Genomic DNA, 24208 nt, shown 5'->3' with positions numbered 1-24208 from the left:
GATGGTGGAGACCACGGGCGGGGGGCCGGGCGACGGCGCCGCCGAGGTGCTCGACCGTCCGCTGCCCGACGGCGTGCGCCGCAGAGTGGTGCAGATCGTCTCCGACGGCTTCGGCTCGCTGACGGTCGGCGAGCTGCCCGCGCAGCTGAGGCAGTACGCCCGGTTCGCCCCGAACCGGCGGGCGAAGTTCGCCGGGAACGCGATGGCGGCCGCGCTGGAGACCGATCCGCTGTTCCGGCAGCGCATCGGGGAGAAGCTCAGAGAAGCCCAGCCGGAGCTGACCGGCGCCCTCGACTCAGGCTCCCCGCCCCCGGCCGCGGACCCGCTCGATGTGGCGGCCGCGGCCTACGTACTGCGGCCCCTCGGCTGGGTGAAGCTCGTGACCGCCGCCGGCGAGGAGGCCCAGCGGGCCGACGCCGAGCGCGCCGACGAGGAGAGCCGGGCCGAGCTGGAGCGGCTGCGCGCCGAGCTCGACCGGGCCCGTGACCACACCCGGGCCGAGACCGAGCGGCTGCGCACGGAGCTGGAATCGGCCAAGAAGGAAGCCGAGTCGCTGCACCGCAAGCTGCGTGCCGCCCTCAGCGACGTCAAGCGCGGCGAGGCCGCCCTGCGCAAGGTGCAGAGCGAGATCGAGGCCATTCGCGCCGAGGGGCACGCACAGGTGTCCGCCGCCGAGAGCGAGACCCGGCGCCTCAAGTCCCGGCTGGGCGAGAGCGAGGCCGCGCTGGAGGCCGCGCGCCGGGCCGCCCGCGAGGGCCGCAGCGTCGAGGACATGCGGGTCCGGCTGCTGCTGGACACCCTGCTGGACGCCACCCAGGGGCTCCGCCGCGAACTGGCCCTGCCGCCGGTGTCGGTGCGGCCCGCCGAGACCGTCGACGCCGTCGAGCCGGGCCGGATGACCCCGAAGGACATCGCCGCCCGCGCCCTGTCGGAGGACGACCCGCAGGTCCTCGACCAGCTGCTGGCGCTGCCGCAGGCCCATCTGGTCGTCGACGGCTACAACGTCACCAAGACCGGCTATCCGCAGATGCCGCTGGAGAAGCAGCGCCTGCGGCTGCTCGGGCAGCTCTCCCAGCTGGCCGCGCAGAGCGGCGCCGAGGTGACCTGTGTCTTCGACGGCGCGGAGCTGGCCGCGCCGGTGCTGCTGGCCCCGCCGCGCGGTGTGCGGGTGCTGTTCTCGAAGCCGGGCGTCACCGCCGACGAGCTCATCCGCCAGCTGGTGCGCGCCGAACCGCCGGGCCGCCCGGTCATCGTGGCGTCCACCGACCGCGAGGTCGCCGACGGCGTGGCCCGGGCCGGCGCCCGCCCGGTCGCCTCCGCGATGCTGCTCCGGCGGCTTTCACGGGCCTAGGGGCCTTACGCACCATGCGTAACCTCCGGGTGTGATGCCCGAATTGGTGTGACCTGTGAGCCACGGTGCGTCAAGTGGGTCTCACCGCCTGTGAGTCCAGATGAAAAGATGGCCTACCGTGACGCAATTTTTCATCTGAGGATTTGAACTGATCACAGGAAGGTCACTAGGGTCGGGCCGAACCTCCGCTCGGGTGATCACTCATCGGGAGAGACGGCGGAGGGGCCAGAAGGAGCTTTTCACCCGTGGCGTCCCACCGTCGTCCCAAGCAGCCGAGCCGCGCACGTGTGACCGTGCTGACCACCGCCGCCGCCGCTGCCGTCGCCTTCAGCTCGCAGGCCGCCAACGCGGCCCCCAGCGAGAAGCCGAGCAAGGACGAGGTCAAGACCAAGGTCGACAAGCTCTACGAAGAGGCGGAGCACGCCACCGAGAAGTACAACGGGGCCAAGGAGAAGCAGGAGAAGCTCCAGAAGGAGATCTCCACCATCCAGGACAACGTGGCCCGCGGCCAGGAGGAGCTCAACGAGCTCCGCGACAGCCTGGGCCTCGCCGCCGCGTCGCAGTACCGCACCGGCTCCATCGACCCCTCCGTCCAGCTGTTCCTCTCCGCCGACCCCGAGGACTACCTCGACAAGGCCTCCACGCTCGACCAGTTGAGCAGCCAGCAGGTCGAGGCGCTGAAGAAGGTCCAGGACAAGCAGCGCGAACTCGCCCAGCAGCGCGCCGAGGCCTCCGAGAAGCTCAAGGACCTTGCCTCCACCCGCACCGAACTCGGCAAGAAGAAGAAGGAAGTCCAGGGCAAGCTCGCCTCCGCGCAGAAGCTGCTCAACACCCTCACCGCCGCGGAGAAGGCGCAGCTCAAGGAGGAGGAGAACCGCGCCAGCCGGGCCGCCGAGCGCGACGCCCTCACCGCCGACGCCCCGCCCGGCTCGGGCCGCGCCGCCGCCGCCTTCGCCTTCGCCCAGAGCCAGCTCGGCAAGCCCTACGTCTACGGCGCCACGGGCATGAGCTCCTACGACTGCTCCGGCCTCACCTCCCGGGCGTACGCCGCGGCCGGTGTCCAGATCCCGCGCACCTCCGAGGCCCAGACCGGGGCCGGCACCAAGATCTACTCGGTCAGCCAGCTCAAGGTCGGTGACCTGGTCTTCTTCTTCAACGACCTGCACCACGTGGGCCTCTACGCCGGCAACGGGCAGATCATCCACGCCCCGCGTACCGGCACGGTCGTCCGCTACGAGTCGATGGACACCATCGGCGGCCCGTTCATGTTCGGCGTCCGCGTCTGACGACCGGCTCCAGGAGCCCTCGAGATCAGGACACTGTGTCCGCCGTTCGGGCGAATCACGGCAGCCCCGAGTGAGGCCACGCCCCGCCGCTGACCTGCGTCAGCGGCGGGGCGCACTGCTGGATACCCACGGATGGTCGTTGGCGGCCCCCGGTCGCGGGGCTACTGTCTGCCGCGTTCCATGTCCGCCAGCGGAAGGAGAGCGGCTTCCCGTGGGGTCCCATCGCCGCCTTGCACCGTCCGGGTTCGACCGGGGCGCCGGTGCCGCGGTCAGCATCCTGTCCGTCACGGCCGCCGCCCTGGGCGCGGTACCGGTCGCCGCCGCACCGCACGACGACACCCGGGCCACGGTGGACCGCCTCTACGAGCAGGCCGAGAAGGCCACCGAGGCGTACAACCAGGCCGACGAGCGCGCCGACGAGCTGCGTGCCGAGGCCGGCATCGCCCGGGACCGCATCGCCCGCCAGCAGGAGCGCGTCAACTCCCTGCGGGAGTCCCTCGCTTCGCTCGCCGGCGCCCAGTACCGCTCGGGTGGCATCGACCCGTCCCTCGCCCTGCTGCTGTCCGACGACCCGGACGACTACCTCGACCACGCCTCCCGGCTCGACCGTCTCACCGCCCACCAGGCCGGTGAGCTGAAGGCACTCCAGGGCGCCCTGCGCGAACTCGCCCAGGACCGCGAGGAGGCCGCCGGGAAGCTCCGCGAACTGGAGACCAGCCGCAAGGCCGTGGCGGCCCACAAGAAGACGGTGGAGCACAAGCTCGCCACGGCCCGGCGGCTGCTCAACTCCCTGCCGGAGGCCGAACGCGACGCCTACGGCCGCGCCTCCCGAGCCGGCCGCCCCGGCATGCCCGACCTCGGCGGCGCCACCGCCGCCTCGGCACGCGGCTCGGCCGCCGTCGCAGCCGCCCGCAGCGCACTCGGCAAGCCCTACGTCTGGGGCGCCAACGGGCCCTCCGGCTTCGACTGTTCGGGCCTGATGCAGTGGTCGTACGCGCAGGCCGGGGTCTCCCTGCCACGCACCTCGCAGGCCCAGCGCTACGCGGGCCGGCAGGTTCCGCTGTCCGAGGCGCGCCCCGGTGACCTGGTCGTCTACCGGGGCGACGCCAGTCACGTCGGGATGTACATGGGCAACGGCCAGGTCATCCACGCGCCCTACCCCGGTGCGCCCGTGCGCTACGACCCGGTCGGGATGATGCCCGTCTCGTCGGTCACCAGGGTCTGACCGGCGGGGCCCGGCGCCCGTACGATCGGGAACGTGGCTGGTCGAAGGTCGGGGTCCGCGCTGGTGGCGCTCGTCGTGCTGCTCGTCGCCCTGGCCGGGTGCGGCGGGCGGTCCGCGGCCGACAGTGCCACGGCCGACGTGCAGCGGCTCCTGGACCGGCGGGCCGAAGCGGTCGTCGACCGCGACGCGCGGGCCTACGAACGGACGGGCGCGGGAACGGTTTTCGCCAACCTGCGCGAGGTGCCCGTGGCCGCCTGGTCGTACCGGGTGACCGCGGTGCGCCGCACCGGCGACACCGCCACCGCCGACGCCGAACTGTCCTACCGCGTCGCCGGGTACGACGAGGCGCCGGTGACCACCGGGCGTACCCTGCGGATGAGCCGGGACGCGGACGGGCGGTGGTCCGTCGTCACCGACCGGCCCGCGAAGAAGTCCGCGCAGCAGCTGTGGGACCAGGGGGCGGTACACCTTGTGCGGGGCCGGCGCAGTCTCGTGCTCGGCGTCGGTCAGTCCGGACAGTCGCTGCGGGACTTCGCGGACCTGGCCGACCGTGCGGTGCCGGCCGTGTCGGACGCGTGGGGCACGGACTGGAACCGGCGGGTGGTCCTGCTCGTGCCGAAGTCCCTGGAGGGGATGGCCGGTCTGCTCGGCTCGCCCGCCTCCTCCTACCGCGGGATCGCGGCGGTCACCACCGGAGAGACAGGGCCCCGGACCCGGTCGCCGGCGGACCGGATCATCGTCAACCCGGACGCGTTCGCGCTCCTCGGGGGCCTCGGCGAACAGGTCGTCGTCACCCACGAGACCACCCATGTCGCCACCCGCGCCCGCACCACGGCCGCCACGCCCCTGTGGCTCTCCGAGGGGTACGCCGACTGGGTCGGTTACCGCGCCGTCGGCCGCACCCCCGTCGAGGCCGCGCCCGAACTGTCCCGGGCGGTCGCGGAGGACCGGGTCCCGACCGCCCTCCCGGACGACGAGGACTTCGGCTTCACCGGCGACGCGAACCGCCTGGCCCGCTCCTACGAGAGCGGCTGGACGGCCTGCCGGATGATCTCCGACCGCTGGGGTGAAGCCCGGCTCGGCGCGTTCTACCGGGCCGTCGGGGAGCACCGGGAGCGGGCCGGGGCGGTGGAGGAGGCGATGCGGGAGGTGCTGGGGACGACGCCGGACACCTTCACGCGGGAGTGGCGGGCGTACCTGCGGGAGCAACTGGGCTGACCCGGGCCCGAGTCGCCGACGGCCTTGCTCCGGCCGGTCTCCGCCTCACTCCGGCCGGTCCCCGCCTCACTCCGGCCGGTCGAGCACCTCGACGGCCTCCCGCAGCCACGCCCGCTCCGCCTCGCCCGTCGCCCGGGCCACCCGGAGCATGCCCTGGCGGAACAGGTCCTCGGCCTCCTCGGCGCGGACCGGCTTGCCGGACGTGTAGAAGAAGCTCGTCGGGGTCTGAAGGAACTCCAGCCGCCGGCGCAGCACCGCGGCCTGTTCGTGCCGGTCCGGCAGATGGCGCAGGAAGGCGAGGACCGTGTTGAAGCGGACCTGGTCGGTGATCTCGGTCTGCTTGGGGTGGCGCAGCCGCTCCAGCAGTTCCTCGCGTCCCTTTCCGGTGAGGGCGAGGATCCGGCGCGGGGCGGCGCTCGCGCCCGGCTCGGTGCGCTGGTCGAGCAGGCCCGCCCCGACCAGGCGCGTGATCGCCGGGTAGAGCGCGCCGTCGCTCACCGGCCGGACATGGCCGGTCAGCGCCTTGATGCGCTCCTTCAACTCATAGCCGTGCAGGGGCTCCTCGGCCAGGAAGCCCAGGATCGACAGCTCCAGCATGGTCCTCCTTGCGGGTGGTCGACACCGCATGCTACCTCTTAACGAGATACCTCGAATCGATATAGCTCGTTTCGATGATCACAACTGGGGGGACCGTCATCGTGAACGCCCATCGCAAGCACCTCCTGCTGCTCGCAGGCCCCGTCTACCTCTCGCTGCTCACCTCCGTCGCCGCGGGGATCATCAACACCGTCTGGGTCGCGCGGCTGGGCGGTCCGGCCGTGGCTGCCGTGGCCGTGGCGACCAACACCGAGAACGTGCTGCTCGGCATCGCCCTGGTCTTCGGTTCCGGTACGACCGTGCTGGTGGCGCACGCCAGGGGTGCCCGCGACCCCGGGGCGGTGCGCGCCGCCGTACGGGGCGGATGGGCGCTGTGGGCGCTGGTGACCCCCCTGGTGGTGGCGGGCGGCCTGATCGCCGGCGAACCGCTGGCCCGGCTGGTGCTCGGCGGGGCGGACGGCGCCGCCCTCCCGCTCGCCGTCTCCTACTTCACCCTGTCCATGCCGGGCATGGCCGTCTTCTTCGCCCAGCAGCTCGTCGACGGCATCCTCAAGGGCACCGGCGACACCCGGACCCCCATGCGGCTCGCCTTGCTGGCAGGCGGCCTGATCCTGGCCCTGGACCCGCTCCTCATCCACCTCCACGGCGTCCAGGGCGCCGCGGCCGCCACCGTGCTGTCCCGGTGCGTGGCGCTCGGGGCGGGGCTCCTCGCAATCCGGCGCAACGCCCTGCTGCGCGAGGCCCGCGGGGCCGCGCCGGGCGAGTCCCCGGCCGCCTCCCTGCGCCGGACCCTGTCGACCGGTCTGCCCATGTCCGCCGACTTCACCGTGCGGCAGACGGGAGCCCTGGTCCTGGTCGCGATCGTGGCGCGGCTCGGGGTGACGGCGGTGGCCGGGTACGCGATCGCCTACAAGGTCATGTACGTGGCGACCATGGCCTTCTACGCAGTCCGTCAGGCCGCCGCCATCCACACCGCGCACACGCGGGGCGCGGGAGAGGACGGACGGCGGGCGATCGGGAGGCAGACCGTGCTCCTCTCCGGCGCCCTCGGCCTCGGCGCGGCCGTACTGCTGGCCGTCGGCGCCCCGTGGCTCATGGCCGCCTTCGGAGCCGGGCCCGGGGTCGCGCACCAGGGGGTGCTGTTCCTGCGTTGTGTCGGGCCCTACCTGGTGCTGATGGCCTGTCTCATCGCGCTCGGCGGGGTCTTCGAGGGCAGTGGGGGCGCCGCGGTGCTGCTGCGGGTGACCGTGCTCGGGACCGCGGTGCAGCTGGGCCTCGCGTACGGCCTGACGGGGCTCGGGCTGCCGGGGGTGTGCCTCGCGCTGGCGCTCGCGACGGCGGTGCAGTGCGCCCTGGCGGGGGTGCTGTTCCGGCGGGACCCGGCTCAGGAGGAGACGGGGGTCTCCCCGGCGCGGGCGGCAGACTGAGACGGCAGGCGGGCGGGGACCGTGCGCGGCACCGTCGCCTTCCACAGGGCGCGGGCCGCGAGGAGGGTGGCGACCACCAGCAGGCCGTTGCGCAGGAACAGCAGGGTGAGGCCGAGGCCGTCACTGGCCACCACGTTGGCGAAGTAGTACGGGAACTCCAGCACCGTCACGAAGCACGCCACCAGCACCAGGGCGACCGGCAGCCGCATCCGGCTGCCCGGGAAATACAGGCACACCGCCGCCAGCCCGACCAGCCACACCATGTACTGCGGGCTGATCACCCTGCTGGTGGTGGTGAACATCAGCACGGCGACGAAGGCCGCGTCGGCGAGTGTGTGCTCCTCGAACCGCCGGGCCAGCAGCCGCCACAGCACCAGCCAGCCGAAGGCCGCCCCGGTCAGGAACAGCGCGCCGGTGCTCACCTCGCTCACGTACGGCCCGAGGAACTCGATCGATCCGTAGTTCAGCTTCACCTCGCCCTGCCAGCCGAAGTGCCGGGCGACGTGGAAGACCAGCGCGCCCAGCGACTCCACCTCGGTACCCCGGTCGCGCTGGAAGGTCAGGAACGCGAACGCGCCCGGCATGGCCAGCGCGAACACCCCCGTCACCACGAGGCCGGTCACCAGGGCCGACACCCAGGCGCTGCGCCGGCGCGCGGCGAGCAGCAGCATCGCGGGCCACACCTTCAGCAGCGCACCGAAGGCGGCCAGGGCCCCCATCGCCTTGGGGTGCCGGGCGCCCGCGAGCAGCGCCGCCATCGCCACGGCCGTGACCATCACGTCGTAGCGGGCGTACACCGTCGGCCCGAGCAGCGGGACGCCGATCACCCACACCCAGGCGCCGCGCAGCGACCGGCCCGGGCGGCGGCCCGCGTACGTCATCAGGGCAAGCACGGCCAGGTCGGTGACGCAGACCAGGACGTAGAACGCGGTCGCGTAGTCCAGGAAGGGCAGCAGGCCGGGGGAGAGGATCGCCAGCGCGGCGGCGGGCGGGTACTGCCAGGTGACGTCGTTCAGCGGGAACGTTCCGGTGCTCAGGACGTCGAACCAGCCCTGGTAGATCACCTGTACGTCGCTCGTCACGTCCGGGCCCGGGAAGACGTACACCTTCAGGACGAACAGCAGCAGCACCAGCCTCGTGAGACACCAGAGGACCGGCAGCCATACCAGGGGCCGCCCCGTGCCCGTCGTCTTCACGTCGTGATCCCTGCCCGTTCGCCTGCCGTGTCGAGGGGGCCATGATGGGCCCGTCAGCTGTGAGCGTGCCATACGCGCTGCCGCACAGGGCGAGGAGGGCGGTTCGGTAGGGTCGGCGGCGTGCGCAAGACCCTGATCGTGACGAACGACTTCCCGCCCCGGCCCGGCGGCATCCAGGCCTTCCTGCACAACATGGCGCTGCGGCTGGACCCGCAGCAGCTGGTCGTCTACGCCTCGACCTGGAAGCGGACCCGGGAGGGCGTCGAGGCCACCCGCGCCTTCGACGCCGAGCAGCCCTTCACGGTCGTACGGGACCGCACGACCATGCTGCTGCCGACGCCGGGCGCCACCCGGCGGGCCGTCGGTCTGCTGCGGGAGCACGGCTGCGCCTCGGTGTGGTTCGGGGCGGCTGCCCCGCTCGGCCTGATGGCCCCGGCGCTGCGCGGTGCGGGCGCCGAGCGGTTGGTCGCCACCACGCACGGCCACGAGGCCGGCTGGGCCCAGCTGCCCGCCGCCCGGCAGCTGCTGCGCCGGATCGGCGACGCCACGGACACGATCACCTACCTCGGCGAGTACACCCGCTCGCGCATCGCCCCCGCCCTGACGCCCGGGGCCGCCGACCGGATGGCGCAGCTGCCGCCCGGCGTCGACGAGAAGACCTTCCATCCCGGCTCGGGCGGCGACGAGGTGCGGGCCCGGCTGGGCCTGACGGACCGGCCCGTGGTGGTCTGCGTCTCCCGGCTGGTGCGACGCAAGGGACAGGACACCCTGATCCGGGCCCTGCCCCGCATCCTCGCCGCCGAGCCGGACACCGTCCTGCTGATCGTCGGCGGCGGCCCCTACGAGAAGGACCTGCGGCGGCTCGCGCACGAGACGGGTGTCGCCTCCGCCGTCCGCTTCACCGGCGCCGTGCCCTGGTCGGAGCTGCCCGCCCACTACGGCGCGGGCGACGTCTTCGCGATGCCCTGCCGCACCCGCCGCGGCGGCCTCGACGTCGAGGGCCTCGGGATCGTCTACCTGGAGGCCTCCGCGACGGGCCTGCCGGTCGTGGCCGGCGACTCGGGCGGCGCCCCGGACGCGGTCCTGGACGGCGAAACGGGCTGGGTGGTGCGCGGTGGCTCCCCGGAGGAGTCAGCCGACCGCATCACCGCCCTCCTCGGCGACGCCGAGCTGCGCCGCAGGATGGGGGAGCGGGGCCGGGAATGGGTCGAGGAGAAGTGGCGCTGGGACCTGCTCGCGGAGCGCCTCAAGGACCTGCTGTAGTGCAGTCGCCCCTCAGGGGCGCGGGGCTGTATCGATGTGCGGCTCCGCCGCGTGGGCGCGAACAACCGCGAACAACCACGGACCACCTGCACCCGCCGTCAAGGATCTAGGCGCACCCCACTAGGCGGAACCGCAAATTCCGCCGATGCTGCGCGCATGACAGTAAAACTGATGCAGCGTCAGCTGACAAGACGTCAAATCCTCGGCATGGCAGCCCTCCAGACCGCAGCCACCCTCGGCTTCACCCGCATCGGCCTCGACAGCGCCCGAGCCTCCCAGCCCGACGCAGTCGACACCGCCCCGGCCATCGTCGTCGGCTCCGGCTACGGCGGAGCGGTCGCCGCCCTCCGTCTCGGCCAGGCCGGCATCCGCACGATCGTCCTGGAGATGGGCCGCCTCTGGAACACCACCGGCCCCGACGGCAAGGTCTTCTGCACCACCAGCGCCCCCGACCGGCGGTCCATGTGGTTCCGCACCCGCACCGAGGCACCCCTGTCCAGCTTCCTGTGGCTGGACGTGGTCAACCGGGACATCGACCCCTACCCCGGGGTCCTGGACCGCGTGCACTTCGACCAGATGTCCGTGTACGTCGGCCGGGGCGTCGGCGGCGGTTCGCTGGTCAACGGGAGCATGGCGGTCACCCCGCCCCGGTCGTACTTCACCGAGCAGTTCCCCACCGTCGACGCCGACGAGATGTACGGCACATTCTTCCCGCGCGCCCGCGCCGCCCTCGGTGTGAACACCGTCGACCCCGCCTGGTTCGAGTCGACGGAGTGGTACCGCTTCACCCGCGTCTCCCGCAAGCACGCCGAGAGGACGGGTCTGCGGACCACCTTCGTGCCGAGCGTCTACGACTTCGGCCACATGCAGCGCGAGGCGGCCGGCACCGCCCCGAGGTCGGCACTCGGCGGCGAGGTCATCTACGGCAACAACCACGGCAAACGCAGCCTCGACAAGACCTACCTCGCCGCCGCGCTCGGCACCGGCAACGTCACCATCCACACCCTGGAGAAGGTGCGCGCCGTCAGCCGCGCGCCGGACGGGAGCTACGTCCTGACGGCCGACCGCGTCGACGAGACCGGCCGGGTCGTCCAGGCCAAGGAGTACGGCTGCAGGTACCTCTTCCTCGGCGGCGGCAGCCTCGGCACCACCGAACTGCTGCTGCGCGCCCGGGAGACGGGCACCCTGCCCGGCCTCGACGCCAGTGTCGGCGCCGGCTGGGGCACCAACGGCAACGTGATGCTGGGCCGGGCCAACCACCTGTGGGACACGGTCGGGGCGAACCAGTCGACCATGCCGGTCATGGGCATCGACGACTGGGCCAACACCGCCAACCCGGTGTTCGCCGAGATCGCCCCGCTGCCGACGGGACTGGAGCACTGGGTGAGCCTGTACCTGGCGATCACCAGGAACCCGGAACGGGCGTCCTTCTCCTACGACACGGCCTCCGGCCGGCTGCGGCTGGGCTGGACGGCCGCGCACTCCGCGGTCTCCGTCGCCATGGCCAAGAAGCTCTTCGACCGGATCAACGCGGCCAACGCGACGATCTACCGCTACGACCTGTTCGGTTCGAAGAGCAAGGTCTTCGCCGACGACTTCACCTACCACCCGCTGGGCGGCTGCGTGCTGGGCAGGGCGACGGACGACTACGGGCGGGTCAAGGGATACCCCCGGCTGTACGTCACCGACGGCTCGCTCGTGCCCGGGTCGCTCGGGGTGAACCCCTTCGTGACCATCACCGCGCTCGCCGAACGCACGATGGCGCGGGTCCTCGCCGAGGACACCGCGCCATAGGGCGACCGGGAGGTCACTTCGCGTAGATCGCCTCGACCTCGTGCGCGTAGTCCTTCGCCACCACGTTCCGCTTCAGCTTCAGCGAAGGGGTCAGGTGGCCCGACTCCTCCGAGAACTGGGAGGACAGAATGCGGAACTTCCGCACCGATTCCGCCTTCGACACCGCGGCGTTGCCGTCGTCGATCGCCGCCTGGATCGCGGCCAGCAGGTCCGGGTCCTCGCTCAGCGACGCCGCGGTGGAACCCGCCGGCTTGCCGTGGTCGGCGCACCAACGGCCCAGGAACTCCTCGTCGATGGTGACCAGCGCGCCCACGAACGGCCGCCCGTCGCCCACCACCATGCACTCCGCGACCAGGGCGTGCGCCCGGATGCGGTCCTCGATCACGGCCGGGGCGACGTTCTTGCCGCCCGCGGTGACGATGATCTCCTTCTTGCGGCCGGTGATCCTCAGGTAGCCGTCCTCGTCGAGAGTGCCGATGTCACCGGTGTGGAACCAGCCGTCGGCCAGCGCCTCCGCGGTCGCGCCGGGGTTGTTCCAGTACTCCTTGAACAGGTGCTCGCCGTGCAGCAGCACCTCGCCGTCGTCGGCGATCCGCACCACCGAGCCGGGCAGCGGCTGGCCGACCGTGCCGATCTTCTGCCGGTCCCAGGGGTTGAACGCGGTGGCCGCGCAGGACTCGGTCAGGCCGTAGCCCTCCAGGACCGTGAAGCCGATGCCGCGGAAGAAGTGGCCGAGGCGCTCGCCGAGCGGGGCTCCGCCGGAGATGGCGTACTCGCCGCGGCCGCCGAGGACCGCGCGGAGTTTGCTGTAGACGAGCTTGTCGAACGCCTTGTACTTGATCTTCAGGCCGAAGGACGGGCCCGAGGGGGTGTCCAGCGCCTTGCTGTAGGCGATCGCGGTGTCGGCGGCCTTGTCGAAGATCTTGCCCTTGCCGTCGGCCTGCGCCTTGGCGCGCGCCGAGTTGTAGACCTTTTCGAAGACGCGCGGCACACCGAGGATCAGCGTCGGGCGGAACGCGGCCAGCTCGTCGGTGAGGTCCTTGATGTCCGGGACCGTGCCGAGCTTGATCGGCGCCATCATGGGCGCGATCTGCACCAGCCGGCCGAAGACGTGCGCGAGCGGCAGGAAGAGCAGCACCGAGCACTCGCCCGTGCGGAACAGCGGACGCAGCCGCTCGACGATGTTGCCGCACTCGGCGAAGAAGCTGCGGTGGGTGAGCACACAGCCCTTGGGGCGGCCGGTGGTGCCCGAGGTGTAGACGATGGTCGCCGGGTCGTCGGCCTTGGCGAACGAGCCGCGCTCCTCGACCGTCTCGTCCGTGACGTCCTGGCCGAGCCGGCCCAGCTCGTCGACGCCGCCGCCGTCGATCTGCCACACGTGCTTGAGCGCCGGCAGCGAGTCGCGCACCGACTCGATCGCGGCCACGTGGGCGTCCGACTCCACGACGCAGGCGGTCGCGCCCGAGTCGCCGAGGATCCACTGCACCTGCTCCGGCGAACTGGTCTCGTACACCGGCACGGTCACCGCGCCCGCGCTCCAGATCGCGAAGTCCAGCAGCGTCCACTCGTAGCGGGTGCGGGACATCAGGCCCACCCGGTCGCCCGGCTGGACCCCGGCGGCGATCAGCCCCTTCGCGGCCGTGTGCACCTCGGCGAGGAACTCGGTGGCCGTGACGTCCTGCCAGGTGCCGCCGATCTTGCGGGCGATGACGGCGACGTCCGGGTGCTGCGCGGCGTTTCTGCGGACGATGTCGGTCAGATTTCCGTCCGCAGGGACCTCGTACAAAGCCGGAAGGCTGAACTCGCGCAAGACTGCTGCTCCTCATAGGGCGCCGGCGCCACGACGGTGTGTGCTGCGACGGTGCGGTCCAAGGCTCGGGGAGGTGCTCAGGCATTCACTTGTTGAAATGCAGAGCACGACTGGACTGCCCGGACGTTACCCGCCGGTATGGCTCTCCGACAGGGGGTCCCGTCGAGATGTTCGCTGCGTCACACAGTTGGGTATTCCTTCGCGCACAGTAGTCCACGGACTAACTTACTGGCCAGTAACCGCAGGCCCGGCCGCCACTGTTCACCTTTGCCGCACACGCCTACGCTTGATCGTCATGGCACCCACACCAGCCCGAAACCACCGGACGCGCGTACACGTGGTGAGCGACGTGCACGGCAACGCCCGCGACCTGGCCAGGGCCGGTGAGGGCGCGGACGCCCTGGTGTGCCTGGGCGACCTCGTCCTCTTCCTCGACTACGCGGACCACTCCCGCGGCATCTTCCCCGACCTGTTCGGCGTCGAGAACGCCGACCGCATCGTCGCGCTGCGCACCGCCCGCCGATTCGAGGAGGCCCGGGTGCTCGGGGCCTCGCTGTGGGCCGGCCTCCAGGGAGACCGCGCCACCGTGATCGAGGAGGCGGTGCGCAAGCAGTACGCCGAACTGTTCGCCGCGTTCCCCACTCCGACGTACGCCACCTACGGCAATGTCGACATGCCGCCCCTGTGGCGGGAGTACGCCGGCCCCGGCACCACCGTCCTCGACGGCGAGCGCGTCGAGATCGGCGGCCGGGTCTTCGGCTTCGTCGGCGGCGGCCTGCGCACACCGATGCGGACACCGTACGAGATCAGCGACGAGGAGTACGCGGCGAAGATCGAGGCCGTGGGCGAGGTCGACGTGCTCTGCACGCACATCCCGCCCGAGGTCCCCGAGCTCGTCTACGACACCGTCGCCCGCCGCTTCGAGCGCGGCAGCCGCGCCCTGCTGGACGCCATCCGCCGCACCCGGCCCCGCTACTCCCTCTTCGGGCACGTCCACCAGCCGCTGGTGAAGCGGATGCGGATCGGGGCGACCGAGTGCGTGAACGTGGGGCACTTCGCGTCGACCGGAACGCCCTGGGCACTGGAGTGGTGAGGACGCCCCAGGTCGGGTGAGATCCACGGGTCCCGTGCGCGGTAGCCTTCACGCTGCACGCACCTGCGCACGACCTCATACCGGCCCGCATCTGGAGGAGCCACGGCGATGGCGGAACACACCAGCTCGAGCATCACCATCGAGGCGGCCCCGGCCGACGTCATGGCGGTCATCTCCGATTTCGCCCGCTACCCGGACTGGACCGGTGAGGTGAAAGAGGCCGAGGTCCTCAAGACCGACGCCCAGGGCCGCGCCGAGCAGGTCCGCCTGGTCATGGACGCGGGCGCCATCAAGGACGACCAGGTCCTCGGCTACACCTGGACCGGCGAGAACGAGGTGTCCTGGACGCTGGTGAAGTCCCAGATGCTCCGGTCCCTCGACGGCTCCTACATCCTCAAGCCGTCCGGCGCGGGCGGCACGGAGGTCACGTACTTGCTGACCGTGGACGTGAAGATCCCGATGCTCGGCATGATCAAGCGCAAGGCGGAGAAGGTCATCATCGACCGGGCGCTGGCGGGGCTGAAGAAGCGGGTCGAAGCGGGCAGGTAGGAGCCGCGCCGCAGGGGCCCGCATCCCGTGCTGGGTGCGGGCTCGTCGTGGCTGGTCGCGCAGTTCCCCGCACTCCCGGATCGGCAACCCCCGGGTACCGTTCAGCCCCATGCGCACCATCCTGATCACCGGCCCCGGCGGCAGCGGTCGTACCACCCTCGCGGCCGCGACCGCCCTGGCCGCAGCGGCCGAGGGCAACCGCACCCTCGTCCTCGGCACCGACCGCACGGACAGCCTCGGTGCCGCCCTCGGAGTGACGACCGGCCCGGCCCCGGTCCAGGCCGCCCCGCACCTCACCGCCTGGCGCCCCGACGCCGCGCAGGACTTCCGCCGGGACCTCGTCGCCCTCCAGGACCGCGCCTCCTCCGCCCTGGACCTGCTCGGCGCCTCCCGCCTCGACCCCGAGGAACTCACCCCCCTGCCCGGCGCCGAGGAACTCGCCCTGCTGCGCGCCCTGAGGGACGCCGCGCTGTCCGAGCAGTACGACACCCTCGTCGTCGACCTCCCCCCGGCCCCGCAGGCCCTCGCCCTCCTCGCCCTGCCCGAGGAACTCCGCCGCTACCTGCGCCGCCTCCTCCCGCCCGAACGGCAGGCCGCCCGCGCCCTGCGCCCCGTCCTCGGCCGCCTCGCCGGCGTCCCCATGCCCGCCGAGTGGCTCTACGAGACGGCGGCCCGCTGGGACCTGGAACTGGCCGCCGTCGAGGCGGTCGTCGCCGACCGCGGCACCGTCGTACGGCTGGTCGCCGAGCCCGGCCCGGCCGGTGCCGACGCGCTGCGCACCGCCCGCCTCGGCCTCGCCCTGCGCGGTCTGGCCACCGACGTCGTGGTCGCCAACCGTGTCCTGCCCGAGGCGTCCCCGGACACCTGGCTCGCCGGCCCGGTCGCCCAGCAGCGCAAGACGCTGGAGGAGTGGCGGGAGTCCCACGACGTGTGCTCCGTCGCCCACCTCGGACACGACCCGCGCGGCGCCGACGACCTCACCGCCCTCGCCGTGCCCGGCGTCGCACAGGCGGCCCCCGCCGCCGACTGGCCGGTGACCGACCGGCTCGGCGAGGACGGCGTGCTCGTTTGGCAGATCCCGCTGCCCGGCGCCATACGCGAGGAACTGGACCTCGTCCGGCGCGGCGACGAACTCGTCGTCACGGCGGGGCGGTTCCGCCGGGTCGTCCCCCTGCCCTCCGTGCTGCGCCGCTGCACCGTCGACGGAGCCGCCTTGCGCGACGGAGAGCTGCGGATCCGCTTCGCGCCCGACCCGAAGCTGTGGCCGCAGGGCCGGTGAGACAGCGGGGCGGAACCGGGCGGACACGGCCGCTCCCGGCCCGTGAACCAGGTACGCCCGTTCGGGTAACGTCGTAGGGACGAACCGTAGTCAGGAGTCCGTCATGAGCGAAGAGCTCCCCCCGTCCGACGCCGCCCGCGAAGAGGCCGCGGACGAGGTGCGGGCGAGCGACGCCGACGCCTGGGCGACCGCATGCGCCGAGGACCTCCAGGCGGAAAAGGCCCGCCGCCGCGCCGAGCACGGCACGCCCCCGGGGTCGGCCGCCGAGGAACTGAAGAAGCTCGTCGACGCCGTCGCGGAGAAGCTGTCCGGCGTCCAGTCCCCCCTGCTCGGCGCGGTCGCGGGGCCCGCTGCCCAGCAGGTCGTACGCCAGGTCGTCCAGCAGGCCAAGGACGCCGTCGAACCCGTCATCGAACGCAATCCGGACGTCTTCGACCACTTGGCGGCGGCCGGCAACGAACTGCTCGCGGCCTACCGCTCCGCCGTGCAGGCCCAGGAGCGGCGCTGGACCGGCCGCGACGACCAGGGCGACCCCCGTGACCAGGGCGGACGCCGGGACGGCGGCGACGACGCCGGCCCCGGGGAGCGCATCGACCTGGACTGAGTCGCCGGCCCCCGGCCGAGCGGCGGCCCCGGTGCGGCAGCCCAGGGTGCCCACCGTGCGGACGACAGCGAACCCCGGGGCAGGGCTCGGGTACCGTTGGCCGTAGCGGGGCTCGACCGAAACTGAGGGATTCATGGGACTCACCATCGGCGTCGACATCGGCGGCACGAAGATCGCGGCCGGCGTGGTCGACGAGGAAGGCAACATCCTCTCGACCCACAAGGTGCCGACCCCGGGCACGGCTGAGGGCATCGTGGACGCCATCGCCTCGGCGGTGGACGGCGCACGCGTCGGTCACGACATCGTCGGCGTGGGCATCGGTGCCGCCGGCTACGTGAACCGGCAGCGCTCCGAGGTCTACTTCGCGCCCAACATCCACTGGCGCAACGAGCCGCTCAAGGAAAAGGTCGAGGCTCGCGTGAGCCTCCCGGTGGTCGTGGAGAACGACGCGAACGCCGCGGCGTGGGGCGAGTACAAGTTCGGCGCGGGCAAGGGCCATCGCAACGTCATCTGCATCACGCTGGGCACCGGCCTCGGCGGCGGCATCATCATCGGCAACAAGCTGCGCCGCGGGCACTTCGGTGTGGCCGCGGAGTTCGGCCACATCCGGATGGTGCCGGACGGCCTGATGTGCGGCTGCGGTTCACAGGGCTGCTGGGAGCAGTACGCGTCGGGCCGGGCGCTGGTGAGGTACGCCAAGCAGCGCGCCAACGCCACCCCCGAGAACGCCGAGACCCTGCTGGCCCTCGGCAACGGCGCGCCCGACGGCATCGAAGGCAAGCACATCTCCGTGGCGGCCCGCCAGGGCGACCGGGTGGCCGTCGACTCCTACCGCGAACTGGCCCGCTGGGTCGGCGCGGGCCTCGCCGACCTGGCCTCCCTCTTCGACCCCTCCGCCTTCATCGTCGGCGGCGGCCTCTCCGACGAGGGCGAACTGGTCCTCGGCCCGATCCGCAAGTCCTACAAGCGCTGGCTGGTCGGCGGCAACTGGCGCCCGGTGGCCGAGGTCCGCGCGGCGGAACTGGGCAACAAGGCGGGCCTGGTGGGCGCGGCGGACCTGGCGAGGGAACCCGACCCGATCATGTAGACGACCTGTTCATGCAGACGCGCTTCAGGGGCGCGGGGCTGTATCAACGTGCGGCTATGCCGCGTGGGCGCGACCAGCCACGAACAACCGGCACTCGCGCACGATCCCCGCGCCCCGTCCCTTTGGGCGTAAATTGATCACATGTCGCTGCTCCCCAACTCGCGTACAGAACCCGACGGTTCCGCAGTCATCAGGGTCCTCAGCTACAACATCCGCTCCATGCGGGACGACACCGACGCCCTGGCCCGCGTCATCAAGGCCTGCGAGCCCGATCTCGTCCTCGTCCAGGAAGCCCCCCGCTTCTTCCGCTGGCGCAAGAAACTCGCCCGCCTGGCCCATGCCTCCGACCTCGTCATCGTCACCGGCGGAGCCACCACCACGGGCCCGGCCATCCTCAGCTCGCTCCGCGCGAGCGTCGAACGCACGGAGGACATCCTCCTGCCCCCCACCCCCGGCCTGCACCGCCGCGGCTTCGCCACCGCGGTCCTCCGGATCGCCGGCGCCCGCCTCGGCGTGCTCAGCTGCCACCTGTCCCTCCAGAAGGACGAGCGCTACGAGCAGTCCGGCATGCTGCTGGACCGGCTCGCCGGCCTGGGCGTGGAGCACGCGATCGCCGGCGGAGACCTCAACGAACGCCCCGAGGGCCCGGCCTTCCGCCGGCTGGCCGGCCGGCTGACCGACTGCCGGGCCGCGGCGCCCTGGGGCGGTGAGCACACCTGGACCCCCGCCGACCCCTACCAGCGCATCGACGCGATCTTCGCGACCGCCGGCATCGAGGTGCTGGGCTGCGGCGTGCCGTCCGGGCAGCCGGGGGTGTCCGACGCAGACCTGAGGGCGGCCACGGACCACCTTCCGGTCCTGGCCGCCCTCAGGGTGCCGGCTTCATCGGGGGCCTCCTGACGATCTCCGCAGAAGGCGCCTAGACGACCGCACCCCGCCCGGGGTCGTCGTCGTCCTCGTCGTCGGTCCGCATCCGCATCACCAGCGTCGCGAACCCGCCGAGGAACCCGCCGATCCCCAGCGTGGTCAGCCACCACGTCATGTCCCAGCCGAGCAGCACGGCCAGCAGGAGCAGCACCGGACCGCCGAGCACGCCGAGCCAGGCGAACTTCGAGGTCGGGTCGGCGGTGGGCAGCGGGGGCGGCTCCGGGGGCACGAAGTGGCCTTCGTCGTCCTCGTCGAAGTCGTCCTCGGCGGGCTCGGGCGTGGTGTAGTCACGCGGACCGACGCCGGGCGCGAAGGACACCGACCCGCCCAGGGGCTTCACGGGCGCGTCCCCGGGACTCTCGGCCTCCTGCGGCTCGGCGGGCTTGACGGCGTCCCCGGACTTCACGGCCGTGTCGCCCCGGTCGCCGTCGATCCCGGCTTCGTTGGGCCCGCTCGCCGGCAGGGCCAGGTCCTCGATCGACTTGAACGGCTTGGCGCCCGGCGGGTCCGGCGGCTCCTCGCCGTACCCGGCGACGATCGCCGCCCAGGCGGCCTCCTCGTCGAAGGGGACGCCCTTCTCGTCCGGCTCCCGGCCCTCGCGGTCGGAGTCGTGCTCAGCCACCTGCGGTCGTCCCTTCCTTGCCGAGCCCGGGCTCCTTGCCGAGGCCGGACGCGATGCGGCCGATGAACGCGAGGCTCTCCTCGTGGATCCGGTCCGCGTCATGGTCCAACGTGGCCACGTGGTAGCTCTGTTCCAGGATGACCTCTTTCACGTCCGTCGACGAGATGCGGCTGAGGATCCGGGCGGAGTCGACGGGCGGCACCACGTGGTCCTGCGGGCTGCGCATCAGCAGCACCGGCTGGGTCACCTGCGGCAGCTCGCGGTCCGTGGCCTGGAAGAACTGCCGCAGCGAGTGCGCCGCGTGCAGTGGCACCCGGTCGTAGCCGAGCTCCCTGCCGTCCGGCTTGGCGATGTCGCTGGCGATGCCCTTCGTCGCGGGGACGAGGTGGCGCAGCACGGGGAGGGCGTGCGCGGCCAGGCCGTGCACCTTGTTGGCGGGGTTGACGACCATGACACCGCGGACGGCGTCGCCGTGCTTCGCGGCCAGCCGCAGGGCCAGCGCGCCGCCCATGGACAGACCGGCCACGAAGACCGTCTCGCGGCGCTCGCACAGCAGGCGCAGCTCACGGTCCACCTCCGCGTACCAGTCCTGCCAGCCCGTGATCCGCAGGTCCTCCCAGCGCGTGCCGTGCCCGGGCAGCAGCGGCAGGGAGACGGTCATGCCGTGCTCGGCGAGGTGCTCCGCCCAGGGGCGCAGCGACTGCGGTGATCCGGTGAAGCCGTGGCAGAGGAGGACGGCGACCTCTCCGCCCTCGTGGTGAAACGGCTCGGCTCCGGCAAGGACCGGCACCTTCGGCCTCCTGGTCGTGAGAAGGGACTGACACGATCACGGAATGTCACGGAACGTCATGGAAGGGGTCGCACGTCGTTCGCGGGACCTTCACCGTACGCGACCGCACTGACACCGACCAGGGCCGTCGGAGCCTTTGACGGCGCTCCGGGTTATGGTCTGATCGACACATACAGGAGGCACTCGGTTGTTGTACGGCGCGATGAAGGTCACCATCGGGGGTCCGCTGAAGCTCGCCTTCAGGCCCTGGGTGGAGGGCCTGGAGAACGTACCCGCCGAGGGCGCGGCGATCCTGGCGAGCAATCACCTGTCGTTCTCCGACTCCTTCTTCCTGCCCGCCGTCCTCGACCGCAAGGTCACCTTCATCGCGAAGGCCGAGTACTTCACCACTCCCGGGGTGAAGGGCCGGATGACGGCCGCCTTCTTCAAGGGAGTCGGGCAGCTCCCCGTGGACCGCTCCGGTGCGCGCGGCGCGGGTGAGGCCGCCATCAAGAGCGGCATAGAGGTGCTGGAGCGCGGTGAGCTGTTCGGGATCTACCCGGAGGGCACGCGCTCGCCCGACGGGCGGCTCTACCGGGGCAAGCCGGGCGGCCTCGCGCGCGTGGCGCTCGCGACCGGCGCGCCCGTCCTCCCCGTCGCCATGATCGACACGGAGAAGATCCAGCCGCCCGGGAAGGTCATGCCGAAGCTGATGCGCCCCGGCATCCGCATCGGCAAGCCCCTGGACTTCAGCCGCTACCAGGGCATGGAGCACGACCGGTTCGTGCTGCGCGCGGTGACCGACGAGGTCATGTACGAGATCATGAAGCTCTCCGGCCAGGAGTACGTCGACATGTACGCGACGGCCATGAAGCGGCAGCTCTCGGAAGCGGCGAAGGCGGAGAAGGAAGCCGAGAAGGCGGCCAAGGCCGCTCTCGCGCGGGCGGAGAAGGAACAGGCCGAAAAGGAAAAGGCCCGGAAGGCACAGGCCGAGAAGGAACGGGCCGAGAAGGAACAGCAGACGGAGCAGCGGCGGTCCGAGCCCTAGCCGGGGCTTCGCCGGGGGGCAGGGGGAGATGGCCAAGCGCGAGCGTGTCATGAGGATGTCGGTCGAGCAGCCGCTGTGGCGTGCGCTCACCGCCTACCGGGTGCTCACGATGCTGTACGCGGTCGGCCTGTTCGCCACCGCCTACGACGAGTTCGTCCGCCCCTGGGTTGCGGTCGCCTACTTCGCCGTGCTGTGCGGCTGGACCCTGGCCACCCTGCCCCGGGTCGCGAACGCCGCCCGCTGCACCAAGCCGTTCCTCGCCGCCGACCTCACCATGGCCGTCACCGGCATCCTGCTCACGACCGTCGCCGACGCGCACGAGCGGGTCCAGGCGGGCGGCCCGACCCTGCCGTCGATATGGACCGCCGGTTCCGTCCTGGCCTTCGCCCTCAAGGGCGGCTGGCGTTGGGCGGCCCTGGCCTCCTCCCTGGTCGCCGTCGCCAACCTGGCCGAGCGCGGCAGCCCGGCCCGCGACACCGTCCACAACGTCATCCTGGTCTGCATCGCCTCCGTCGCCATCGGCTACGTGGTCGAGGTCGCCCGCGCCTCCGAGCGCACCCTCGCCCGCGCCCTGGAGATCGAGGCCGCCACGCGCGAGCGGGAGCGCCTGGCCCGGGACATCCACGACAGCGTGCTCCAGGTGCTGGCGATGGTGCAGCGCCGCGGGGCCGTGATCGGGGGAGAGGCGGCCGAGCTGGGCCGGATGGCCGGTGAGCAGGAGGTCGCGCTGCGCACCCTGGTCTCCGGCGGGCTCGTCCCGGTCTCGCGGGTCTCGGAGGACGCCGCCGAAGGCGCCCTCGTCCGGGCCGTCGAGGAGGAGCCGGAGCCGGAGCCGGGCGGCCCCGTCGACCTGCGGGCCCTGCTCGCGCCGTACGCCGGTGCCCGCGTCAGCCTCGCCGAGCCCGGCGCGCCCGTGTCGCTGGCACCGGCCGCCGCCCGGGAGGTGGCCGCCGCCGTCGGAGCGGCCCTGGACAACGTCCGCCGGCATGCCGGTGAGGACGCCCGCGCCTGGATCCTGGTCGAGGACGAGCCGGACGAGGTGATCGTCACCGTCCGGGACGACGGACCCGGCATCCCGGAGGGGCGGCTCGTGCAGGCCGAGGGCGAGGGACGGCTCGGCGTCGCCCTGTCGATCCGCGGCCGGCTGCGCGACCTGGGCGGCAGCGCGGAACTGATCTCGGTGCCCGGCCAGGGCACGGAGGTCGAGCTGAAGGTACCGAAGGACGCCACGGACACACGGGGGAAGGCGGAGCAGCGATGACGGAGACCAGCGCGGACCGGCAGGAGCCGATCAAGGTCATGGTCGTCGACGACCACCCCATGTGGCGCGACGCCGTCGCCCGCGACCTCGCCGAGTCGGGCTTCGAGGTCGTCGCCACCGCCGGCGACGGCGACCAGGCCGTACGCCGCGCCAAGGCCGCCGCACCCGACGTCCTCGTGCTCGACCTGAACCTGCCTGCCAAGCCCGGCGTCCAGGTCTGCAAGGAGGTCGTCGCCGCGAACCCCGCCCTGCGCGTCCTGGTGCTCTCCGCGAGCGGTGAGCACGCCGACGTCCTGGAGGCCGTGAAGTCCGGCGCGACCGGCTATCTGCTCAAGTCCGCCTCCACCGGAGAGCTCCAGGACGCGGTCCGCCGCACGGCCGTCGGCGACCCGGTCTTCACCCCCGGCCTCGCCGGACTGGTCCTCGGCGAGTACCGCCGGCTGGCCTCCGAGCCGGGCCCCGCCCCCGACACCGACGAACCCAAGGCGCCCCGGCTCACCGACCGCGAGACCGAGGTGCTGCGCCTGGTCGCCAAGGGCCTGAGCTACAAGCAGATCGCCGAGCGCCTGGTCATCTCCCACCGCACGGTGCAGAACCACGTCCAGAACACCCTCGGCAAGCTCCAGCTGCACAACCGCGTGGAACTCGTCAGGTACGCGATAGAGCGTGGCCTCGACGACGAGTGAGGCGCACGTCACACTGACCCTTCGTCAGACATCTGCGGCGAAGGGACTGTTCCATGCGCGTCGGAGTACTGACCGGAGGCGGCGACTGCCCCGGACTCAACGCCGTCATCCGGGCCGTCGTCCGCAAGGGCGTGCAGGAGTACGGCTATGACTTCACCGGCTTCCGGGACGGCTGGCGAGGACCCCTGGAAGGCGACACCGTCCGGCTCGACATCCCCGCCGTGCGCGGCATCCTGCCGCGCGGCGGCACCATTCTCGGCTCCTCGCGGACCAACCCGCTGAAAGTGGAGAACGGCATCCGCCGGATCAAGGAGACCCTCGCCGCTCTCGAGGTCGAGGCGCTCATCGCCATCGGCGGCGAGGACACCCTGGGCGTGGCCGCCCGGCTGTCCGACGAGCACGGCGTGCCCTGTGTGGGCGTACCCAAGACGATCGACAACGACCTGTCCGCCACCGACTACACCTTCGGCTTCGACACCGCCGTCGGCATCGCGACCGAGGCCATCGACCGGCTCCACACCACCGCCGAGTCCCACATGCGGGTCCTGGTCGTCGAGGTGATGGGCCGGCACGCCGGCTGGATCGCCCTGCACTCGGGCCTGGCCGGCGGCGCCAACGTCATCCTCATCCCCGAGCAGCGCTTCGACGTCGAGCAGGTGTGCACCTGGGTGACCTCCCGCTTCCGGGCGTCGTACGCGCCGATCGTGGTCGTCGCCGAGGGGGCGATGCCCAGGGACGGCGACATGGTCCTCAAGGACCAGTCCCTGGACTCCTTCGGGCACGTCCGGCTGTCCGGGGTGGGCGAGTGGCTCGCCAAGGAGATCGAGAAGCGCACGGGCAACGAGGCCCGCACGACGGTCCTCGGGCACGTCCAGCGCGGCGGCACCCCGAGCGCCTTCGACCGCTGGCTCGCCACCCGCTTCGGGCTGCACGCCATCGACTGCGTCCGCGACCGCGACTTCGGCCGGATGGTCGCCCTGCGCGGCACGGACATCGTCCGCGTCCCCATCGCGGACGCCACGGCCCGTCTGAAGACGGTGGACCCGGCGCTGTACGAGGAGGTCGGGGTCTTCTTCGGCTGACCGGGAAGGGGGGTGTCCGGGGGCGACAGCCCCC

The 24208-nt window shown here is 72.3% G+C and carries 22 protein-coding genes; 17 read left to right on the top strand and 5 right to left on the bottom strand.

Annotation, left to right across the window (positions count from 1 at the left end; all coding sequences use genetic code 11):
• The first annotated feature begins 1 nt into the window (after position 1).
• The 4 genes from K4G64_RS09950 (at position 2) to K4G64_RS09935 (ending at position 5080) form a co-directional block, all read left to right on the top strand.
• A complete protein-coding gene (locus K4G64_RS09950; protein WP_221755658.1) occupies positions 2 to 1351 on the top strand; it encodes an NYN domain-containing protein in 1350 nt (449 codons plus the stop codon).
• A gap of 245 nt (positions 1352 to 1596) precedes the next feature.
• Complete coding sequence (locus K4G64_RS09945) at positions 1597 to 2637, top strand: C40 family peptidase (protein WP_221755657.1); 1041 nt, start codon at positions 1597 to 1599, stop codon at positions 2635 to 2637.
• A gap of 211 nt (positions 2638 to 2848) precedes the next feature.
• The gene (locus K4G64_RS09940; RefSeq protein WP_221755656.1) at positions 2849 to 3862 is read left to right on the top strand and encodes an NlpC/P60 family protein; all 1014 of its coding nucleotides are present in this window, start codon (positions 2849 to 2851) and stop codon (positions 3860 to 3862) included.
• Positions 3863 to 3895: 33 nt separating this feature from the next.
• Positions 3896 to 5080 (top strand): hypothetical protein, encoded by a 1185-nt coding sequence (locus K4G64_RS09935; protein ID WP_221755655.1) that lies wholly within the window; start codon positions 3896 to 3898, stop codon positions 5078 to 5080.
• A 66-nt stretch (positions 5081 to 5146) separates the two neighbouring features.
• Here the strand turns inward: K4G64_RS09935 and K4G64_RS09930 are convergent, their stop codons facing one another.
• Complete coding sequence (locus tag K4G64_RS09930) at positions 5147 to 5677, bottom strand: PadR family transcriptional regulator (RefSeq protein ID WP_221755654.1); 531 nt, start codon at positions 5675 to 5677, stop codon at positions 5147 to 5149.
• 101 nt (positions 5678 to 5778) lie between these two features.
• Here K4G64_RS09930 and K4G64_RS09925 point away from each other — a divergent pair, with 101 nt between their 5' ends.
• Positions 5779 to 7104: an MATE family efflux transporter gene (locus K4G64_RS09925; protein ID WP_221755653.1), complete on the top strand. Its 1326-nt coding sequence runs from the start codon at positions 5779 to 5781 to the stop codon at positions 7102 to 7104.
• Here the strand turns inward: K4G64_RS09925 and K4G64_RS09920 are convergent.
• Positions 7062 to 8300: a glycosyltransferase family 87 protein gene (locus K4G64_RS09920; protein WP_221755652.1), complete on the bottom strand. Its 1239-nt coding sequence runs from the start codon at positions 8298 to 8300 to the stop codon at positions 7062 to 7064. The two genes, K4G64_RS09925 and K4G64_RS09920, sit on opposite strands and share 43 nt — an antisense overlap.
• Positions 8301 to 8420: 120 nt before the next feature.
• Here K4G64_RS09920 and K4G64_RS09915 point away from each other — a divergent pair, with 120 nt between their 5' ends.
• Together K4G64_RS09915 and K4G64_RS09910 are read left to right on the top strand one after the other, a co-directional pair.
• Positions 8421 to 9563: a glycosyltransferase family 4 protein gene (locus tag K4G64_RS09915; protein WP_221755651.1), complete on the top strand. Its 1143-nt coding sequence runs from the start codon at positions 8421 to 8423 to the stop codon at positions 9561 to 9563.
• A 207-nt stretch (positions 9564 to 9770) separates the two neighbouring features.
• A complete protein-coding gene (locus tag K4G64_RS09910; RefSeq protein WP_221755650.1) occupies positions 9771 to 11357 on the top strand; it encodes a GMC oxidoreductase in 1587 nt (528 codons plus the stop codon).
• 13 nt (positions 11358 to 11370) lie between these two features.
• On the opposite strand, the gene K4G64_RS09905 is transcribed toward K4G64_RS09910, so the two are convergent.
• Complete coding sequence (locus tag K4G64_RS09905) at positions 11371 to 13167, bottom strand: long-chain fatty acid--CoA ligase (RefSeq protein ID WP_221755649.1); 1797 nt, start codon at positions 13165 to 13167, stop codon at positions 11371 to 11373.
• 295 nt (positions 13168 to 13462) lie between these two features.
• Between K4G64_RS09905 and K4G64_RS09900 the strand changes: the two genes are divergently transcribed.
• The 6 genes from K4G64_RS09900 (at position 13463) to K4G64_RS09875 (ending at position 18679) form a co-directional block, all read left to right on the top strand.
• Positions 13463 to 14260, top strand: a complete 798-nt coding sequence (locus K4G64_RS09900) for a metallophosphoesterase (protein ID WP_221755648.1) — start codon at positions 13463 to 13465, stop codon at positions 14258 to 14260.
• Between the two features lie 108 nt (positions 14261 to 14368).
• Positions 14369 to 14809 carry an SRPBCC family protein gene (locus K4G64_RS09895; RefSeq protein WP_221755647.1) on the top strand — a complete coding sequence of 147 codons (441 nt, stop codon included), beginning with the start codon at positions 14369 to 14371 and terminating at the stop codon, positions 14807 to 14809.
• A gap of 109 nt (positions 14810 to 14918) precedes the next feature.
• Positions 14919 to 16088, top strand: coding sequence for an ArsA family ATPase (locus K4G64_RS09890; protein ID WP_221755646.1), 1170 nt, complete (start codon positions 14919 to 14921; stop codon positions 16086 to 16088).
• Positions 16089 to 16191: 103 nt separating this feature from the next.
• A complete protein-coding gene (locus K4G64_RS09885; protein WP_221755645.1) occupies positions 16192 to 16692 on the top strand; it encodes a DUF5304 domain-containing protein in 501 nt (166 codons plus the stop codon).
• Between the two features lie 133 nt (positions 16693 to 16825).
• A complete protein-coding gene (locus K4G64_RS09880) occupies positions 16826 to 17779 on the top strand; it encodes an ROK family glucokinase (protein WP_221755644.1) in 954 nt (317 codons plus the stop codon).
• 141 nt (positions 17780 to 17920) lie between these two features.
• Positions 17921 to 18679, top strand: a complete 759-nt coding sequence (locus tag K4G64_RS09875) for an endonuclease/exonuclease/phosphatase family protein (RefSeq protein ID WP_221755643.1) — start codon at positions 17921 to 17923, stop codon at positions 18677 to 18679.
• Between the two features lie 19 nt (positions 18680 to 18698).
• Here the strand turns inward: K4G64_RS09875 and K4G64_RS09870 are convergent, their stop codons facing one another.
• Positions 18699 to 19328, bottom strand: coding sequence for a hypothetical protein (locus K4G64_RS09870; RefSeq protein ID WP_221755642.1), 630 nt, complete (start codon positions 19326 to 19328; stop codon positions 18699 to 18701).
• On the bottom strand, positions 19321 to 20118 hold the full coding sequence (locus tag K4G64_RS09865; RefSeq protein WP_221755641.1) for a carboxylesterase: 798 nt from the start codon (positions 20116 to 20118) through the stop codon (positions 19321 to 19323). Before K4G64_RS09865 ends, K4G64_RS09870 begins: the two co-directional genes overlap by 8 nt.
• Positions 20119 to 20320: 202 nt before the next feature.
• Here K4G64_RS09865 and K4G64_RS09860 point away from each other — a divergent pair, with 202 nt between their 5' ends.
• Genes K4G64_RS09860 through K4G64_RS09845 form a run of 4 tightly spaced genes read left to right on the top strand, consistent with a single transcriptional unit; the run spans position 20321 to position 24174 of the window.
• Positions 20321 to 21145, top strand: coding sequence for a 1-acyl-sn-glycerol-3-phosphate acyltransferase (locus K4G64_RS09860; RefSeq protein WP_221755640.1), 825 nt, complete (start codon positions 20321 to 20323; stop codon positions 21143 to 21145).
• 28 nt (positions 21146 to 21173) lie between these two features.
• On the top strand, positions 21174 to 22406 hold the full coding sequence (gene macS / locus K4G64_RS09855; RefSeq protein WP_221755639.1) for a MacS family sensor histidine kinase: 1233 nt from the start codon (positions 21174 to 21176) through the stop codon (positions 22404 to 22406).
• Positions 22403 to 23092 (top strand): response regulator transcription factor, encoded by a 690-nt coding sequence (locus K4G64_RS09850; RefSeq protein WP_221755638.1) that lies wholly within the window; start codon positions 22403 to 22405, stop codon positions 23090 to 23092. Before macS ends, K4G64_RS09850 begins: the two co-directional genes overlap by 4 nt.
• 53 nt (positions 23093 to 23145) lie before the next feature.
• Positions 23146 to 24174 carry a 6-phosphofructokinase gene (locus K4G64_RS09845; protein ID WP_221755637.1) on the top strand — a complete coding sequence of 343 codons (1029 nt, stop codon included), beginning with the start codon at positions 23146 to 23148 and terminating at the stop codon, positions 24172 to 24174.
• Positions 24175 to 24208: the final 34 nt, after the last annotated feature.

The sequence above is a fragment of the Streptomyces sp. WAC04114 genome (genome assembly GCF_019733245.1).
Taxonomy (GTDB): Bacteria; Actinomycetota; Actinomycetes; order Streptomycetales; family Streptomycetaceae; genus Streptomyces; species Streptomyces massasporeus_A.
This window is presented reverse-complemented; position numbering and strand designations above follow the sequence as displayed.

What these genes read in the sequence shown, in the direction of transcription:
- K4G64_RS09895 (WP_221755647.1), top strand. Translation starts at nt 14,369, where the DNA reads ATGGCGGAACACACCAGCTCGAGCATCACCATCGAGGCGGCCCCGGCC.
- K4G64_RS09910 (WP_221755650.1), top strand. Translation starts at nt 9,771, where the DNA reads ATGGCAGCCCTCCAGACCGCAGCCACCCTCGGCTTCACCCGCATCGGC.
- K4G64_RS09875 (WP_221755643.1), top strand. Translation starts at nt 17,921, where the DNA reads ATGTCGCTGCTCCCCAACTCGCGTACAGAACCCGACGGTTCCGCAGTC.
- K4G64_RS09930 (WP_221755654.1), bottom strand. Translation starts at nt 5,677, where the DNA reads ATGCTGGAGCTGTCGATCCTGGGCTTCCTGGCCGAGGAGCCCCTGCAC.
- K4G64_RS09900 (WP_221755648.1), top strand. Translation starts at nt 13,463, where the DNA reads ATGGCACCCACACCAGCCCGAAACCACCGGACGCGCGTACACGTGGTG.
- K4G64_RS09880 (WP_221755644.1), top strand. Translation starts at nt 16,826, where the DNA reads ATGGGACTCACCATCGGCGTCGACATCGGCGGCACGAAGATCGCGGCC.
- K4G64_RS09890 (WP_221755646.1), top strand. Translation starts at nt 14,919, where the DNA reads ATGCGCACCATCCTGATCACCGGCCCCGGCGGCAGCGGTCGTACCACC.
- K4G64_RS09860 (WP_221755640.1), top strand. Translation starts at nt 20,321, where the DNA reads ATGAAGGTCACCATCGGGGGTCCGCTGAAGCTCGCCTTCAGGCCCTGG.
- K4G64_RS09845 (WP_221755637.1), top strand. Translation starts at nt 23,146, where the DNA reads ATGCGCGTCGGAGTACTGACCGGAGGCGGCGACTGCCCCGGACTCAAC.
- K4G64_RS09885 (WP_221755645.1), top strand. Translation starts at nt 16,192, where the DNA reads ATGAGCGAAGAGCTCCCCCCGTCCGACGCCGCCCGCGAAGAGGCCGCG.
- macS (WP_221755639.1), top strand. Translation starts at nt 21,174, where the DNA reads ATGGCCAAGCGCGAGCGTGTCATGAGGATGTCGGTCGAGCAGCCGCTG.
- K4G64_RS09950 (WP_221755658.1), top strand. Translation starts at nt 2, where the DNA reads ATGGTGGAGACCACGGGCGGGGGGCCGGGCGACGGCGCCGCCGAGGTG.
- K4G64_RS09850 (WP_221755638.1), top strand. Translation starts at nt 22,403, where the DNA reads ATGACGGAGACCAGCGCGGACCGGCAGGAGCCGATCAAGGTCATGGTC.